Consider the following 16421-nt stretch of genomic DNA (forward strand, 5'->3'; position numbering starts at 1 on the left):
ACACTCATGCTGCCGAAGCTCGCACGGACCTGACCGGCGAGACGGCCATGCCGGGAGCATAGCGACGGATCATCGTCGCACAAAACTCCGCGAACTCCTCCGGCACCAGCGGCGGACTGGTGTGATGCGGCATAACTCCGCGATGCTCTGGAGTGAAGCAGAAGGTGACGGTCACGTCGAAATCGGCCAGTGCTCCCATCTGCCGGTCGTACCAATCCAGCGCATTCGGCCTGAAACTGTCGGCCCAGGAAAGCCCGGTGCGCAGACTGGTGACGCCCAGCCGCTTCATCCAGGCGACGGCGTCGTCCAGCCGGGGATCTTCAAAATGGAACCACTGCGCCAGTCCCATGGCCGGGGCATAATGCAGGAATTCCTCGAGCGCGGGTTTGGGCGTGCCGTCTTCGCGTAGCAGGCCCATGTAGAAGTGGCGATAGTAGGAGGAGCCTTCCGCCTCGCGATGACGCGTCGTTGCCCCCCATTCGCGCGGAAGATCGTAGAGGCTGTACCATTGTACGCGCGAGGCATTGCCGAGCAGCAGTTCGGCGCTCCTACGCAAACCCCACCGCTGTACCTCCTCGGCCCCGAAACTCGACACACCAACTTCGCTGACCCACACGGGAAGATCGGTGACGGTCGAAATCTCACCGATCTTCTGCGGCCATTCCTGGATCTGCCAGAGGTTCCAGTCGAGCGGGAAACCGTGCACGCCGACGGCATCGACGTGATCGAGCACGCCATACTGCTTCATGAGCGCCATGAAATCGGCATCGATCGGCGAAATGCCGCCCAGGATCTTGGTCACGGCGGGGTTTTCCGATGCGATCGCATCGGCGGCCAGTGTTGCCATATTGGCGAAGCGGCTCCAGTCGGGGTCGAGTTCGGGATCCCAATGGGACTTGTTGTTCGGCTCGTTCCAGATCATCGCAGCTTCAATCATGAAGTTGTCCTTTCGACGGGTAAACGGCGCCGCCACCGGCTGGCTCATCGGCGGCGCGGCAGAAATAAACCTCCTGCTCCGGGTGCAGCACGATCTCGAAACCGGCGCTGCGCAGCATCGCTTCGGTGCAGGCGCGATTGGGAATCCACCAGTTGGTCGGGTCGTCGGCGTAGCGGTGCTCGACGAAATGCAGCTTCGGAAACTCCGGTCGGTCGAACAGATCGTGTGTCCAGAAGGATAATTCTCATCGAGTGCAGGCACTTCGATGCTGCCGCGCTGCATGGACTGGAAGATCATCAGGTCGCCGGCAACGTGCTGCCGGATCAGATCGAGAGCGAGCAGGGGGTGGCGCAGGTGATACAGCACGCCCATGAACAGGACGATGTCGAATTTCTCTCGCAGGGCGCCGACGTCGTAGACCGACAGCTGCTGGAATTCGATGTCACAGTCCGCGATTTCGGCGGCGAAGCGCGCCTGCGCCAGATAGGCTTCATCGAAATCGATGCCGAGGACACGGCCCGCGCCGCGTCGCTTCATCTCGATCGAGTAGAAGCCGGCGTTGCAGCCTATGTCGAGCACGGCCTTGCCGGACAGATCGGCAGGAATGGCGTCGGCGAACTTGCGCCATTTGATCAGCGGGTAGTTGCCGAGGAAATGGTCGGGGGCGGTTTCGACGCCCGCCAACTCCATGTTGTGGAACCAGGGGCCAAGGGCATCGATGCGGCGGCGGATTTCGGCGTTCGAATGCAGCATGGCTAGCCTCCTTCGCCTGGATGGCTTGGTATTTGCGACTGCCCTGGCAGCACGAACATGAGGTCTTTCGGATCCTCCAACGTGGGGTTGTTGTTCTCAAGCAGCCGAAGTGCCGTGCGGTAGCCGTTGAATGTGCCGACGTCGACATAAGCGGTGCCTGCCTTGACGCCGTAAGCCTCGCCGCCGGCCGCCAGATAGGCGTTGATCAGCGTGCCGACGTATTCGTCATGGCGATCCCGCTCGCGCCAGAGCATCGCAAGCTGATGAAAGATGCGGCCAGGCATCTTGAACGCACCCCAAATCCAGTTCGTTTCGGCGTCTTGTTGCTTGACCTGGATTTCATTCACCCGGCTGTCGTTGTCGAGAATGACGGCATCGAAAAATTCCGGACGGTCGACTGGGAACAGCAGGAAAGACAGGCAATCGTTCCGCAGGGCGCAGAAACCGTCCTCGGGAAGCCAGATCGTATCGGGCAGACCGATCAGGACCGTCTCGTCCGGCGCGACGAGCGGCGCAGCGCGGAAGATCGCATCGCAAAGACCGACAGGGGTGGGCTGCACGACAAACAGTGCTGCGGCATCGCCATAGCCGGCGGCATAATATTCGAGGATGTCCGATTTTCCCGATCCGATGACGAAGCAGATCTTGTCGACGCCGTTGCGCACCATGCGACGCACCAGATATTCGCTCACCGCGCAGGGACGCTCGGTTTGGCCGTCGATGCGGCTGCCGACCGGCAGGAGTTCCTTCGAGAAGCCGAGTGGCTGAATGCGGCTGCCGCGGCCGGCAGCAGGCACGATGCCCAACATCAGATTGCTTCCTTCAACGGCTCGCCCGCCGTCTGCAATGAATCTGACAGGAGGCGGTCCAGTTCCCTGGCGCGCTGCGCAGAGGTGTGCTCGTCCAACACCCGCTCGCGCGCACGGCGCCGGATTGCGTCAACTTCGCTATCGGACAAGCAGACTGCCGCGACCACTTCGTCGGTGGTGTCCGCCAGGATGATCTCGCTGCCGGGTTGGAAAAAGCTGCTCAGGCCGGGCCAGGTGTCACTCACCATAGCTGCGCCGCAGGCCGCCGCCTCGAACAGCCTGCCCGAAGGACACCAGCCCCTCTTGGCCATTGCCTCGCGGGTCACGTTCAGCGTCAGACGCGAGGAGGAGAAGAAAGCCGGATGATCCGCAGGCGGAAGGTGCCTGACAAAAAAGATGTTTTCGCCCCACGGAAATTCGTGCGGGTATTGGGCGCCGCCGATGACGAAGCGATGGTCCGGCAGGCCCGCTGCCGTGCGCACCAGCAGCTTTTCGACGCCGGCCTGGCGATCTGCGGCATAAGTTCCGAGATAGGACAGGTCCCCGGCAAATTCGGCCCGGGGCTGTGCCGGTCGGTGTCGCTCGGGATCGACATGGCCGTAGAGAGGCAGGACACGGCGGGCACCCAACAACGTTTTGAGCGCGTCGATTGCGGTTCCCCCGGTATAGCTCAGGACAAGATCGAAATCGCGAAGGCCTTCGGGCCCGTAATATGCCGGCCGTTGACCTTGCTCGATCCGGGCGAGTGTGACCGGGGTGTCCAGATCGTAGAAAACCCTCAGTCCGCGAGAGGCCTGCTGCGCCAGGCGCGATGCCTCCACGGCGTCGGGGCAATAAGATGTGACGATGACGACGTCCGATTGCCCGATCGCCTGTTCCGCGACATGGCGGATGTCTTCCCAGTCCGGATAGAGAACGACATTGCCGCCATCGAGATGGTCAAGGTCGCGCGCCCCGGCATAATAGGGAGTGTTGCGTTCGAAGAAGGTGACGGACCAGCCCAGCCCGCCGAGCGCCCGGATAAGCCCACGCCACAGAGTCGCGTGTCCGTTTCCCCACGAGGAGGTGACGGTGAGACCGAAAATGACCATTCGCATCCGGCAGTCCTCGTCAGGCGGCTTCGTTTAATCGGATCAGCTTGGAGCCCCAGTCACCGGATACGATCGTGGTGATCGAAGCGGGGTCGATGTCGAAGCGAAAACAATCTCCCAGCGGCAAGCCGAGCACCTTGCAGACGGCGGCCTTGATCACGTCGGCATGGCTGACCAGCGCCACGGACTGGTTCTGGTAACGTTTGCGAAGCTGCTGCATCAGCGAGAAGACACGTTGCTGGACGTCCAGCATGGTCTCGCCACCGGGCGTCCTCGCCTGCTGACGTCGGCTGTTCCACACCCGCCAGTCGGCGTCCTGGCTCAACTCTTCGAAGGTCTTTCCCGACCACGCGCCGAAGTCGATCTCATCGAGCTCTTGGCAGATTGTGATCTTGTCGGGACTGCAGGCGATTGCGATCGGTTTTGCGGTTTCCAGTGTTCGTTCGCGCGGGCTGCAACAGATGGCTGCGAGTGGCTCTGACGCCATATGGCTGGCCAGGCGCGAGGCTTGTGCCTTGCCGGTTTCGCCAAGGCAAACTCCGGCCATACGTCCGGCAAGATAGTCGCCGACATTGTCGTGCGCCGCATGGCGGATCAAGAAGAACGTCGTCGTCATTCCGCGGCATCGAGCATCGGCTCGTCCCTTCCGGCGATGAAAGAGAGCGTGCGCAGGCGTGCCTCGGCATCGGTGAATTGCTCGGGCGGCGACTTCATGAAATAGCTGCAGGGGCCGGTCAGCGCTCCCGCGATGCCGCGGTCAAGCGCCAGCTTGGCGCAGCGCACAGCGTCGATCACGACTCCGGCCGAGTTGGGCGAATCCCACACTTCCAGCTTGAGCTCTGCATTCAGCGGCACGCCGCCGAACGTCGTGCCTTCGACGCGGATGTAGGCCCATTTTCGATCGGTGAGCCAAGGCACATGGTCGCTGGGGCCGACATGGATGTTGCCGGCCTCCAGGGGAACGTCGAGCTGGCTGGTTACGGATTGTGTCTTCGAGATCTTCTTCGATTCCAGCCGCTCGCGTTCCAGCATGTTGAGGAAGTCGGTGTTGCCGCCGAAATTCAGCTGATAGGTGCGGTCGATGCGGACGCCGCGCTCGCGGAACAGATTGGCGAGCAACCGGTGCACGATTGTCGCGCCGACCTGGCTTTTGATGTCGTCGCCGATCAATGGCAGGCCACGCTGTTCGAAGAGTTGGCGCCATTCCGGCCGCGACGCAATAAAAACCGGTATGCAGTTGACGAAGGCGCAGCCGGCCTCGAGCGCGCACTCGGCATAAAAACGCGTAGCCTCTTCCGAGCCGACCGGCAGATATGAGACCAATACGTCAGCGCCGCTTTCCCGAAGCAGCGCGCTGATATTCGCGACCGGCTCTTCTGCCTCCTCGATCTCATCGCGCAGATACTTGCCGATGCCGTCGAGCGTTGGTCCGCGCTCGACGCGAACGCCGGTTGCTGCGACATCGGCAAAGCGGAAGGTATTATTGGGTGGATTGTATATGGCTTCCGCCACATCTCGCCCAACTTTGCCCTTAGCGACGTCGAAAGCACAGACCACTTCGATGTCATCGACGTGATAGCCGCCGAGATCGGCATGCATAAGGCCGGGTATCGGCTCATTACCTCTGGCGTCCCGATAATATGAGAGGCCCTGGACAAGGGAAGACGCGCAATTGCCGACGCCGGCTATTCCAATCCGTACCTTTTTCGATCCCACGAAACTGCCGCCATCGCTGTTGAAGGTAAGTTCCTCGCGCCGAACTGCCAGTTGCCAGGAATGTTCCTTGCGACCTGGAAAAATCACGAACGTCACGGCGAGATGACAACTGCGCGCTGTGTTTGAGGCTGAGCCGATCGATGCCTGGGCGCCGCAAACCTCAGTCGAGCCTTCGCAGCATATCCGCTTCTTTTTCCAGGATGGTGACCACCTCCTCGCGTTCAAGATGCGTCATCATCAGGCTCACACAGCATTCAAGGTAGGTGATTGAGGCACGTCTCAGAAAGGCAGCCGTTTCCCTTGCGGCCATTTGCTCGATGTCCTTGGCGGATCGTTTTCGATGCACGGGTCCGTTCTCCATGCCGGTATCATCGCCCAACGGCGAGCTCGGCTGGATGTTCCCCCAATGAGAAAAAATGAAGCCCGTGTTGGTCGCGGTATCACCACGACCATACCCGAGCGCACAGCCCTTCCTGACTTCAGGCGGGCAGGTTTTGCAGTCGGCCCGAAGCGGACCTCACGCTTGTTGCAATCGGGGAAATTCGATCCTCGCTCCGGCTGGCTTCAAGCTCCGTAAAGTAGCTGATCGTCTGCATCAGGCCTTGCCTGAGCGGCACCTTTGGCGACCAATTGAGAAGGGTTTCTGCTCGGGAAATGTCCGGTTGCCGCCGGCGAGGGTCGTCTTGCGGCAGTGGCAGGAATTTGAAGGCCGACTTGCTATGGGTCATATCTCTCACCAATCCGGCCAGTTGAAGGACGGTGAATTCCCCGGGATTGCCCAAATTGACCGGTTGGCGCGGATTCGAATCGATATTCATAAGGCGGACCAGACCGTCAACCAGATCGGAGACGTAGCAGAACGATCTGGTCTGCAGCCCGTCGCCGAATATCGTCAGTGGTCTCCTCTCGAGGGCCTGCATCACCAGGTTCGAGACGATCCGGCCGTCGGCAGGATCCATCCGCGGACCATAGGTGTTGAAGATGCGGGCGACCCGGATGTCGGCCATTTCGGTTCTCAAATAGTCGAAGCACAAGGTTTCTGCGGTTCGTTTGCCCTCATCATAACAGGCGCGCGGACCGGTGCAGTTCACGTGACCGACATAGTCTTCCCTTTGCGGGTGCTGTTCGGGATCGCCATACACTTCGCTTGTCGATGCCTGCAGAAAGCGCGCACTGTTTTGGGCGGCGAGCTCAAGCAGATTTAGCGTTCCGATCACGCAGGTTCGGGTGGTGTGAACCGGATCGGCTTGGTAGCGCGGCGGTGACGCGGCGCACGCAAGGTTGAAAATGCGGTCCACAGGCTCAGTAAGATCCAATGGTCGGCAGATATCCTGCTCGATCAAGCGGAAACGAGGACGGTCCACGATCGAGATGATGTTTTCCATCCGACCGGTAAGGAAATTGTCCACACAGATCACACGATACCCGGCCTGAAGCAGTGTTTCGCAAAGATGCGAACCGAGGAAACCCGCGCCGCCGGCGACAAGCGCCGTCCTGGTCCGTTGCGTCCTTCTTGATTGCCGCATCTCTATTTTCTCCTGTCTGCCAGTCATGCTGCACTTTCAATGTCCAGATCGAGGGCCGGACGTGCCGATCTTGGCCGCGCCAGCAGCGAAACGAATTCACGGGCTCTCGCGGCGCCGGTATGTGCTGCCAGGATCGTTTCGCGTGCCCGCTTGGCCATAGCCAGCCTGGCGCGGTCGGACTGCCTGGATAGGATGTCGATCACGTCTTCGGCTTGGCTGGCCGTGTTGATCGTGGCTGTCGGAAAGAAGCTATCCAGACCTGTCCAGCGATCGCTGATGATGGCCGTGCCACAGGCAGCCGCCTCGAAGAGACGTACGCTGGGAGACCATCCAGCCGCTATCATGGAGCTGCGCGTGACGTTCAACGTGTAGCGCTGGCGGCTGTAGAAGGCGGCGTGGTCCGCCGGCGGCAAGTGCTCGATGCGATCGACATTGCTCGGCCAGACGGTCTCGGACGGGAATTGCGAGCCGGCCACGACGAAGCGGCGGTCCGGCATGCGTCTTGCCGGTTCAAGCAGGAGTGCATCCAGGGTCGCCTGCCGGTCCGAGCTGTAGGTGCCGAGATAACCAAGGTCCCAGCAGATCGGATCGGCCGTTCGGCGATGCCGCTCCGGGTCGACGGAGCAGTAGAGCGGCTCGGCGCGCCGTGCACCGAAGTCCGCCGCCAAACGGGCGAGCGTTGGCCCGCCGGCGAATGAGAAATAGACGTCGAAATACGGAATCTGCCGTCGGCATATGTAGTCGCAATCATCCGCGGCGAGCTTTGCCAACGTGACTGGAGTGTCGATGTCGTAAAAGCAGAACTGGCCCGTGCACAGGGACGCAACGATGTCGACGACTGCGCGCCCCTCCGGGACGAAGGACCCAACCACCACGATATCGGCCTGCTGCAGGCAGCGAGCATAGGTGCGACGAAGATCGTTCGTCGTTTCGTAGTAGCGCAACGTGCAGAAGTCCGGGTCGCGCAGATCGCGATGGCTTGCGTACCACGGTACGTCGCGCTCGAGGAAGGTGACGCGATGGCCGAGCTCGTGCAGGCCCTTCAGCAACCCGCGAAAGGTCGTGGCGTGGCCGTTTCCCCATGAAGAGGACAAAGACAGGCCAAGAAAGACGATATCGAGCCGCTTGGTCATTCCGCTGCCTCCACGGTGGGGCGCTCGAAATGGCGCCTGAAGACAGCGTCGGCCACAGCTGCCCTTAACGCGTAGGTATGCTCGGCGAGAACACGCCGAAGCGCAGCTGCGCCGATCGCCTTTGCCCGCCGGGGTGTGAGGGTCCGCATGATTTCGGCGACATCGTCGCCGTCGCGCGCCACCAGGATCTCTTCGCCAGGGACCAGGAACAATTCGACGCCGAGCCAGGCGTCGGTGATGAGGCATGCGCCGGCACCCGCAGCCTCGAAGACGCGTGTGGCAGGTGAAAAACCATTGGCGGCCATGCTGTCGCGGCTGATGTTCAGCACCGCCTTGGATGTGACGTTGAACGCATTGTGATCGCGCGTGCCGACGTGGCCGAGCCATGCAACATTTGCCGGAAGCTGCTTGTCACCCCAACCCGATCCGCCGAGCAGGAAACACTGATCGCGCGAACGGCTGGCCGGATCGAGGAAGAAGGCTTCGACGCGCGCTTCACGGTCCGGCAGGCGGTTGCCGAGAAAGGCGAGGTCGCAAGCGAACCGCCCATCCTTCGCGACAGGATGATGCGTTTCGGGATCGAGCGCATTGTAGATCGGCACGCACTCGGCCGCCCCCAGCGCACGATAGGCCCATACGACCGGATCTCCGCCGCCATAGGTGAGGACAAGGTCGATCTCCCGCAACGCGCGGTGCAGGGGATGGTCCGGCTCGTCGCGCAACTGGCCCAGAGTGGCCGGTGCGTCGACATCCCAGAACACTGTCAGCGCATCGGAGCGGGCATGGTCGAGCACCGCGCGCAGCAGCGCCTCGTCCTCGAAGCCTACCCCGCTCGCCTTGACGACGATGTCGGCTTCGCCGGCGCTTGCTGCCACCTGCATCAGCGCATGCGGGGTCGCCTCGTAGATGACGACATGGCACCAGTCCGGTGCCTCGATATCGCGGTTCTTCTGCCTGTCGTAGACGTCCGGTTCATAGAAGGTGATCTCGTAACCGAGCTGGGAAAGAGCCTTGAGCAATCCGCGATAATAGGTCGCCGCGCCGTTCCAATAGGACGACAGCAGGCTCGATCCATAAAATGCAATCTTCATACGACTGTCTCCTCTACGGCGATGGAATCGATGGCTTGGCGGCTGCCGCATTCGGCGAGTACGTCGAACAACTCGTCCGCCCGGTGCCGGCACGTGTGTCGCGTCCGGATGGTTTCGAGGCCGGATTTCACGAGGGAGGCGGCCAGGTCAGCATCGTCCAGCACGTCGCGAAGATGACGGCCCATCTCGGCTCCGTCGCGCGCGAAAAGGAAGTCGATACCTGGCCTGAAGAGTTGTTCGACGTCGGCCCAAGGCGCCGAAACGAGCGGGATGCCGCAGGCGAGCGCTTCGAACATGCGGATCGTCGGGATTCCGGGCAGGCTCTCCCGATAGGGACGCCGCGGAATATGGACGGTAACGCGATGCGCCGCGAATGCCTTGGGCACGTCGGCATTGGCAATCCAGCCTTCGTAACCCAGGCCGGCGGCGGCAAGATCGGCGAGCGCTTCGCGTGGATAGCGCACGCCATGGACAGTGCCGCTCAGGCCAAGTTGTTCCACCGGATCGATCAGGAATTCCTTGATTTCGGCACTGCGCTCGTCGTCGCCCCAGTTGCCGATCCAGATCACGTCGGATGTAGGGTCGATCTCCGGGTGCGGTTTGAACAGGCATGCATCCGCCGCTTCGTGCCAGGTGAAGGCACGTTTGCCCCAGCCGGCGCGAAGATAGCTTTCCCGCAACGCTTCGCCGAAGGCGAGCACGCCGTCATAATGCTCCAGCCGCAGAGCCGAGATCGCCTGCGTCGCCGAGACGGCGCGATGGTGGGTGTCATGGAACAGAAGCGTGAAGCCGCCTCCGTTGGCCTTGGCCCTGCCGATGCGCGCGACGAGCGCCGGGTCCGTCCATTCGTGCACGATCACCACATCGGCGTCGGCAATCCAGGTTTCATGATCGAAGGAGGCGTCGTAGGTTACCGGCATCAGCTCCGGAAAATCCTTCCTGAAGCGCTCGATCGCGAAGGGCCCTTTCTCTGCCAGCAGGTTCGAACGGCTCCAGCCGTCCGCCGGCTCCAGCGCGATCGCCTGGTGCCCGCGTGCAACGAGCTCCCGCATGATGCCGCGCAGGAAATGTGCGTTGCCGTGGTTCCAGTCGGAAACGACGGAATGGGTATAGAACACAAACCGCATCATCAGCGTTCCGCAACGGCCAGGGCGGCCCGATCGTAGATGTCGTGCATGGCGGCCGCTTGTCTTGCCGGTGAAAACTTGCGCGCCCGGCGTGCGGCGGCTTCGCCGAGCCGGCGCCTATACTGGGCGTCGTATGAGAGATAATCGATGCATCTGGCGAGATCGCGTGGATCGTGGGCGTCGTAGAACATGGCCACGCCGTCCCACAATTCGCGATAGGTTGGGATGTCGGCAAGCACCAGAGGTGTAGCCGATGTGGCTGCCTCCAGCGCGGCAAGGCCGAAGGGTTCGTAGACGGACGGCGACACGAAGATGCCGGCCCGCGCCATCAACAGACGCACCTCATCGTGGCAGACAGAGCCCAGAGGGATGACGCTGCTGAAATTGGCGCGTTGCCCATCGGCGCTCTGCAGCGGCCCGGCAGCGAAGACCGGCCATTTCGTCAGCGATGCCGCTTGGTCAAGCGTAGCTGCGTTCTTTCCTTCATCCCACCAGCGCGCGGCGGCGAGAACCACCGCTTCCCGCCTCTCTGCTTTTGGACCCTGCCGCGTGCCATTGCTGACAACGCTCAGGCCGGCGATCGGCCCGTAGCAGGCTTCGAGCATGTTGGCATGGCTGCGGCTGGGGGCGATTACCGCATTTGCCCAATCGAAACCGCGTCTGTTGCGATCCTTCTGCCAGCCCCATTCGCCGTCCACAGTCTGTCCCCTGACGGCGTGGAGCCACGTCACAACGCATGAATGCGAGACCGCTACGACCGGGCACGGCACATCAAGTCCCACGGCCTGCGTCGGCGCATTGACATGGACGAGGTCGATTGCGTAATCACGAACAAGTGCGCGCAGTTCCTGCGGCAACATTTCCAGATCGTGCTCATTCCGGGTCATCCAATCCGGCGGTGTCTTGAGCCACGCCAGGGCCGCGAAAGCCTGCGCCTCCTTCGCCTGCTCCTCGGACGGCTCCGGGCCTAATCCGGCGAGCACGATGCTGTCGCCGCCGTGGGCCAGCTCCCGCGCCAGATCAAGCGCATAGCGCCAGACACCGCCGACAGCATCGACGGTCATCAGGATTCGCCGCGAGCGCCGGATCAGTGACTGCAACATGTAGCCTCCAACTCGGCCAGTGCACGAGGACGCTTCTCCTGGATGTCGCTGAATGTCCGGAACGAGGCCAGGTAATGCTCATGGGCGCGCTCCCAGGCGAGATCGTCGGGCTCGCCCCAGATCTCGCGATAGCTGGGCGAACTGGGGTAGGGATAGAGCGGCACCGGTTCATTGGCCCACACACCGCGGTCGATGAGGTGCTTGCGCCAGTGATCGACCAGAGCGGGATCATCCTCGACCACGCCGATCAGATTGGCCTGGACGAACGGAACGTGACGTCGTGCGTTGACCAGCAGCGCAGCCAGTTCCTCGGTGCCCAGCCGGCAACGCTTCGCCAGCATGGCCCGGCCCTCCACGGTCAGGCTTTCGAGGCCGGCCTCGATCGAAACACAGCCGGCGGCACCCAGCAATTCGAGGAGCTCCGGCTTCCAAAGATCGATGCGGGTTTGCACGCCGAACTTGACGTTGCGGTCGACCAATGCCTCCAGCAGTGCCTTCTGCGGCAGGAAGATCTCGTCGATGAAGTAGATGTAGCCGACGCCCTGTCCGATCAGGCGGTCGATCTCCGCCATGACCGCATCGTGGTTCCTGCGGCGGTAGGCGTCGCGGAAATCGATCTTGGCGCAGAAGCTGCAATTGTAGGGGCAGCCGCGCGAGGCCTCGACCTCCGCTCCGAAACCCACCTGGTTGTCGTCGAACCGGTGATGGTGGTGCGAATGGGCGGCAATCCAGTCGGACGGCCATTTGAGAGCCGGATGACCGACAAAGGAACTGGCGTGGACGCCGCCATTGCCGACGAGTTTTCCCTCGTGGAGATGAGCGGTGTGGGGCACCGCGCTCCAATCGTCACGGCGGGCGAGTTCCGCGACGATTTCTTCGCATTCGCCGCGCACGACGACGTCGACACCGAGCTTGCGCAGCGTCGGCGCCGGCGTCGCCGAGCCGTGCGGTCCGACAGCGACGGTGCGGCCGCCGCGCCCCGCGAGGCAGTTGAGGAATTCGGCAGGCACGCGCAGCTCGGGCGGCGCGCAACGCCAGAACAGATAGGTCGGCGCCGTGCTGACGACGGTCATGGCCGGTGCGAAGGCGGCGACGCGATCGGCAAGTGCCGCGTTGTCCAGCTTCTGGATTTGCCCGTCCAGCATCAGCACCTTATGGCCGTCGGCCTCCAGCAGGGCTTTCGAGTAGCCCAGTTCCAGCGGCAGATGCGGCTGGCGGCAGCCGAAATAGATACTGTCCTCATATGTCCAGAACGGATTGACCAGGGCGACTTTCATGCCACGTACCTCGCTGCTTCAGGTTCGAGGCGATGATGCTGCAGCCAATCGGCGAGGTCACGGATACCGTCGCGCCACGAGACATGCGCTTTCCAGCCGAGCGTCGCTTCTATCTTGCGGGTATCGGCGACAAAGAAGGGCTGGTCGCCGGTACGTTCCCGGTCGTAGAGGATCGAAAGCTTGCGACCGGTCAGTTCGCCGATCTCCTTGAGCAGCATGCGCAGGCTGACGGCGTTGTTCGGTCCGCCGCCGAGATTGAATGCTTTGCCCCTGATGTCCTCGATCCGGGCAAGTGCCCCGCGATAGGCCGCAACCGCATCGGAGACATGAAGGATGTCGCGCACTTGCTTGCCGTTGCCGTAGATCGTGATCGGCTGGCCGGAAAGCGCGCTGAGCAGAAAATGCGCGACCCAGCCCTGGTCTTCCGTGCCGAACTGGCGCGGTCCATAGATGCAGCTCATGCGCAGGACCGCCGTAGGCAGGTCGTACGACCTGGCATAGTCGAGCACATATTGATCCGCCGCGCCTTTGGAGCAACCATAGGGCGTGCAGAAATCGAGGCCGCAGGTCTCGTCTATGCCGTTGGCTCGGATGCCGACATCGCAGGGCACGCACCGGTCGTCTTCTTCGCGCACGGCGACGTCGGGCAGGCCGCCATAGACCTTGTTGGTGCTGGCGAAGATCACAGGGATGCGCTTGCCGCTCCGGCGGGCCGCTTCCAGGATGTTGAATGTCCCGCGAAGATTGATGTCGAAATCTTCGCTTGGCTGGACGAGGCTCGTGGTGACGGCGGTCTGGGCGGCTAGATGGAATATCGCCCTGGAATGCGCCACAAGCGGCGCCAGAACGTCCGCATTCCGGACATCGGCGGTTTCCACGGCAAGTTGATTCCCGTGCTTCTGGGCCAGCCAAGCCAGATTCTGCTCAACGCCTGGACGGCTGAGATTGTCGATGACCAGTACCGGCATTCCATCCGACAACAGGCTGTCGGCGAGGTTCGAACCGATGAAGCCACTGCCGCCGACGATGGTAACCGGCGCTTCGCGAAAACCATCGGGTCTCATGACACCAGTCCCCGCTCTTCGAGTTCCCGTCTCATGTCGGCGCCGCGGTCGATGGCGACCGTATTGCGCACCCACGCGACGAACTCATCGAGTGAATGCTCCAACAGCTGCCGCGGCTCAAATCCAAGCAATTCACGCGCCTTGGAGATGTCGGCGAAGCAGTTGCGGATATCGCCGGCACGCGCTTTGCCTAGGATTTCAGGCTGACGGTCCGGCACACCCATTGCGTCGGCGAGCAGCCGCGCGACCTCGCTGATGGCATAGGCACGCCCGCTGCCGATGTTGATGACGTGGCCGCGCGCCTGGCGTTGTTCCAATGCCAGGCGGAAGGCGTGGGCAATGTCGCGCACATGGACGAAATCCCGTTTCTGCTCGCCATCTTCGAAGATCATCGGCCTCTGGCCGTTGGCGAGCCGTGAGGCGAAGTTCGCCAAAACGCCGGTATACGGGTTTGAAAGCGCCTGTCCGGCGCCGAAGACGTTGAACAGGCGCAGCGCCACTGCGTCGACGCCATAGGCCTCGCCGAAGATCAGCACGGCGCGCTCCTGGGCATATTTCGTCAGCGCATAGATCGAGGCGAGATCGACCGGCTTTTCCTCGTCCGTCGGCAGCGGCGACAGGCTTTCATTCGCCGCCGACAGCGGGTTCCATTGGCCGCTTTTGATGTCGCTCGGCTGGCGCCGTGCATTGTCGACGCGCCGACCGTCCGGCGTGCCGTAGAGGCCCTCGCCATAGACGCTCATCGATGAGGCGACAACGATCCGCTCAACCGGATGTTTGATCAGTGCTTCAAGCAGTGTGGCGGTGCCGAGGTCGTTTGCGCCGACATAGCGGGCGATCTCGTACATGGACTGGCCGACGCCGACCTCGGCCGCCAGATGGATGACGGCGTCGACGCCCTGGAGCGCCTCGGCGACAGCGTCGCGATCGCGAACATCGCCCTTGATCAGTTCGGCTCCCGCCGGCAGGCTGATCGCCTCGCCGCCGTGCACCTGTTCCAGCAGCGCATCGAGAATGCAGACGGCATAACCATGTTCGACGAGTTCCTGGACGACGTGGCGGCCGATGAAACCGCAGCCCCCGGTAACCAGTATGCGTTCCACGACAACTCCTTGTGCAGATGGCCTTGGCGCCCCGAACTGTTTGACAAAAGGTTTGTTCCCTCTCCTTCAACAAAGATGGTTTGGGGTCCCTCACACCGAGGTGAACGCATCGCGAACAGGCCTTGGGCCTGCGCTGGAACATTGCAGCTCGTTTGGGGTTAGGCGCTCATCTGGCCGTAATCGGAAGCAGCAGACAGGTAGTTAGTTGTCATCGAGCGAGACGCGCACACCAAGCTAGGCCTGGCCGGGACGCCCACAGGATCGAAAGGAGATTTCAATGTCTGAATCGAAGACAACCACCAATCACGACGAGATCCGCCAGTGGGCCCAAGATCGGGGTGGCCGACCTGCGGTTGTACGAACCAGAGGCGAGGGCGGCATCCTGCGGATCGATTTTGGCGAGCCTGAGGAGGAGTTCGAAGCCATCGAATGGGACGAGTTCTTCCGGATTTTCGACCAGAACGATCTGGCCTTCCTCTACCAGGACGAAACCGGCGGCGGAAAAACAAGCCGGTTCAACAAGTTCATCGAGCGTAACCAGAGCGGCTGATAGGGCTTTTACGTCAATGGTCCCTCGGTAGCTCTTAGGTCACCTTGCGTTTTGATGGAGAGGTTCACTCCAGATCATTGTGTTTGCATGCTTTTTCGGAGCCGTTTGTCAAATATGGAGCGGTCTTATTCGGACTCAACAGTACAAATCAGAGAGATCAGGGCCTCGGTCGTTGCCGATCGGTCGCGCTTCAGTGCAACAGGCTCGTTCCGCTCGATCTTGCGACACTTCGCATAATACCGTTCAGCCAATCTTCGGTCGACACGCCGACCCGCCTTCTGTCGATCTCGCCGATGGCGCTCTCCAGCGTTCGCTCGACCAGCCGGTCGGAAGCGCCCACGTCGCCAAGAAGCAGACGCGCCGCGAGCCTGAGCTTCGGCAGAAGTGAAAATACATTGTCGGACAAGTTCACGGGAGGGCGACCCGCCAAGGCGGATCGTTCCGGAGGAAACAAGGCGTCAAAGATTGCGTAGCTATCCGACGATTTTCGAAGATTGCTGGCGTGACGCAGACGTTCCGGAATGACGATGTCCTCGTCACCGCTGAAAAAGACGAAAGGCACGCCGCGGCGCATCAGTTCGTCGGCGATCGGAAACACCCGCCGGCCGTTGAGATTGACGTCAAGGATCGCGGCCTCAGCCGTATCGGTATGCGTAGACGCCTGCTCGACTGTCGCCGCAGGGCCGAGGACGACCGCGCCCATATTGCCGAAGTATCTCGCAAGATCGCCGGCCAATAGCCAATCGTCTTCGACGATCAGGATGTGCAAACCTTGCAGGTCGCGCACCTCATCGACCTTTCTTCGAGCGAGATTTCCGATTGTCAGTGGGGGCTTGTTCAGAATGTTGCTGCAAGGCTGCCTGCAATCGTTTGGCCAAAACCAGCATGCGCGGCGGAATGGATTCGTTTCCCGGCAAACCCAGCAAATCCGAAGAGTGCAACAGCGTTTGTTTTGTCAGCTTTAGGTCAGGTGTGCGTTTTGACATTGAAGTTTCCACAAAAGTCCCGACGTTAACGCCGTCTGCACGGACTTGTTCCGGCCCTCTTGCACGTTGTATGCTGGCGTTCAGCCCGGTTGCGGGTTTTGGGTCGATTGGCGGCTTTGTCGTCTAGGCTGTTCAACCGAGGGCTTGCGGTGACA

Annotated in this window: 17 protein-coding genes and 1 pseudogene; 1 reads left to right on the forward strand and 17 read right to left on the reverse strand. The window is 61.7% G+C overall.

Going from position 1 to position 16421, the window contains the following annotated elements:
* Positions 1–4: 4 nt before the first annotated feature.
* From RPG13_RS14890 to RPG13_RS14960, 15 genes and pseudogenes are all read right to left on the reverse strand, one after another.
* The gene (locus RPG13_RS14890; protein ID WP_337125397.1) at positions 5–937 is read right to left on the reverse strand and encodes a beta-xylosidase; all 933 of its coding nucleotides are present in this window, start codon (positions 935–937) and stop codon (positions 5–7) included.
* A pseudogene (locus tag RPG13_RS14895) lies at positions 930–1690 on the reverse strand (TIGR04290 family methyltransferase). Before RPG13_RS14895 ends, RPG13_RS14890 begins: the two are co-directional and overlap by 8 nt.
* Before the next feature lie 2 nt (positions 1691–1692).
* Positions 1693–2499 (reverse strand): sugar phosphate nucleotidyltransferase, encoded by an 807-nt coding sequence (locus RPG13_RS14900; RefSeq protein WP_337125398.1) that lies wholly within the window; start codon positions 2497–2499, stop codon positions 1693–1695.
* Positions 2499–3596 carry a CgeB family protein gene (locus RPG13_RS14905; RefSeq protein WP_337125399.1) on the reverse strand — a complete coding sequence of 366 codons (1098 nt, stop codon included), beginning with the start codon at positions 3594–3596 and terminating at the stop codon, positions 2499–2501. Before RPG13_RS14905 ends, RPG13_RS14900 begins: the two co-directional genes overlap by 1 nt.
* 13 nt (positions 3597–3609) lie before the next feature.
* Positions 3610–4206, reverse strand: a complete 597-nt coding sequence (locus RPG13_RS14910) for a histidine phosphatase family protein (RefSeq protein WP_292217398.1) — start codon at positions 4204–4206, stop codon at positions 3610–3612.
* Positions 4203–5306 carry an inositol-3-phosphate synthase gene (locus tag RPG13_RS14915; RefSeq protein ID WP_126107195.1) on the reverse strand — a complete coding sequence of 368 codons (1104 nt, stop codon included), beginning with the start codon at positions 5304–5306 and terminating at the stop codon, positions 4203–4205. Before RPG13_RS14915 ends, RPG13_RS14910 begins: the two co-directional genes overlap by 4 nt.
* 160 nt (positions 5307–5466) lie before the next feature.
* Complete coding sequence (locus RPG13_RS14920) at positions 5467–5685, reverse strand: hypothetical protein (RefSeq protein WP_164759012.1); 219 nt, start codon at positions 5683–5685, stop codon at positions 5467–5469.
* A 100-nt stretch (positions 5686–5785) separates the two neighbouring features.
* Entirely contained in the window at positions 5786–6832 is a 1047-nt protein-coding gene (locus RPG13_RS14925) for a UDP-glucuronic acid decarboxylase family protein (protein WP_095486606.1), read from the reverse strand.
* A 23-nt stretch (positions 6833–6855) separates the two neighbouring features.
* Positions 6856–7965: a CgeB family protein gene (locus tag RPG13_RS14930; RefSeq protein ID WP_126103028.1), complete on the reverse strand. Its 1110-nt coding sequence runs from the start codon at positions 7963–7965 to the stop codon at positions 6856–6858.
* Complete coding sequence (locus tag RPG13_RS14935; protein WP_337125400.1) at positions 7962–9056, reverse strand: CgeB family protein; 1095 nt, start codon at positions 9054–9056, stop codon at positions 7962–7964. The genes RPG13_RS14930 and RPG13_RS14935 overlap by 4 nt, the downstream gene beginning before the upstream one ends.
* Positions 9053–10183 (reverse strand): CgeB family protein, encoded by a 1131-nt coding sequence (locus tag RPG13_RS14940; protein WP_095486608.1) that lies wholly within the window; start codon positions 10181–10183, stop codon positions 9053–9055. The genes RPG13_RS14935 and RPG13_RS14940 overlap by 4 nt, the downstream gene beginning before the upstream one ends.
* A gap of 2 nt (positions 10184–10185) precedes the next feature.
* Positions 10186–11286 carry a glycosyltransferase family 4 protein gene (locus RPG13_RS14945; protein WP_126103027.1) on the reverse strand — a complete coding sequence of 367 codons (1101 nt, stop codon included), beginning with the start codon at positions 11284–11286 and terminating at the stop codon, positions 10186–10188.
* Positions 11271–12563: a TIGR04295 family B12-binding domain-containing radical SAM protein gene (locus RPG13_RS14950; protein ID WP_095486396.1), complete on the reverse strand. Its 1293-nt coding sequence runs from the start codon at positions 12561–12563 to the stop codon at positions 11271–11273. The genes RPG13_RS14945 and RPG13_RS14950 overlap by 16 nt, the downstream gene beginning before the upstream one ends.
* Complete coding sequence (locus RPG13_RS14955; RefSeq protein ID WP_337125401.1) at positions 12560–13627, reverse strand: NAD-dependent epimerase/dehydratase family protein; 1068 nt, start codon at positions 13625–13627, stop codon at positions 12560–12562. Before RPG13_RS14955 ends, RPG13_RS14950 begins: the two co-directional genes overlap by 4 nt.
* Positions 13624–14730, reverse strand: coding sequence for an NAD-dependent epimerase/dehydratase family protein (locus tag RPG13_RS14960; RefSeq protein WP_095486398.1), 1107 nt, complete (start codon positions 14728–14730; stop codon positions 13624–13626). The genes RPG13_RS14955 and RPG13_RS14960 overlap by 4 nt, the downstream gene beginning before the upstream one ends.
* Positions 14731–15007: 277 nt before the next feature.
* On the opposite strand from RPG13_RS14960, the gene RPG13_RS14965 reads away from it, so the two are divergent.
* Entirely contained in the window at positions 15008–15280 is a 273-nt protein-coding gene (locus RPG13_RS14965) for a hypothetical protein (protein WP_095486399.1), read from the forward strand.
* A 190-nt stretch (positions 15281–15470) separates the two neighbouring features.
* Here the strand turns inward: RPG13_RS14965 and RPG13_RS14970 are convergent, their stop codons facing one another.
* Positions 15471–16067, reverse strand: coding sequence for a response regulator (locus RPG13_RS14970; RefSeq protein ID WP_164759014.1), 597 nt, complete (start codon positions 16065–16067; stop codon positions 15471–15473).
* 1 nt (position 16068) lies between these two features.
* Entirely contained in the window at positions 16069–16266 is a 198-nt protein-coding gene (locus RPG13_RS14975; protein ID WP_126103023.1) for a hypothetical protein, read from the reverse strand.
* Between the last annotated feature and the right edge of the window lie 155 nt (positions 16267–16421).

The sequence above is a fragment of the Mesorhizobium sp. ISC15 genome (assembly GCF_037162615.1).
Taxonomy (GTDB): domain Bacteria; phylum Pseudomonadota; class Alphaproteobacteria; order Rhizobiales; family Rhizobiaceae; genus Mesorhizobium; species Mesorhizobium mediterraneum.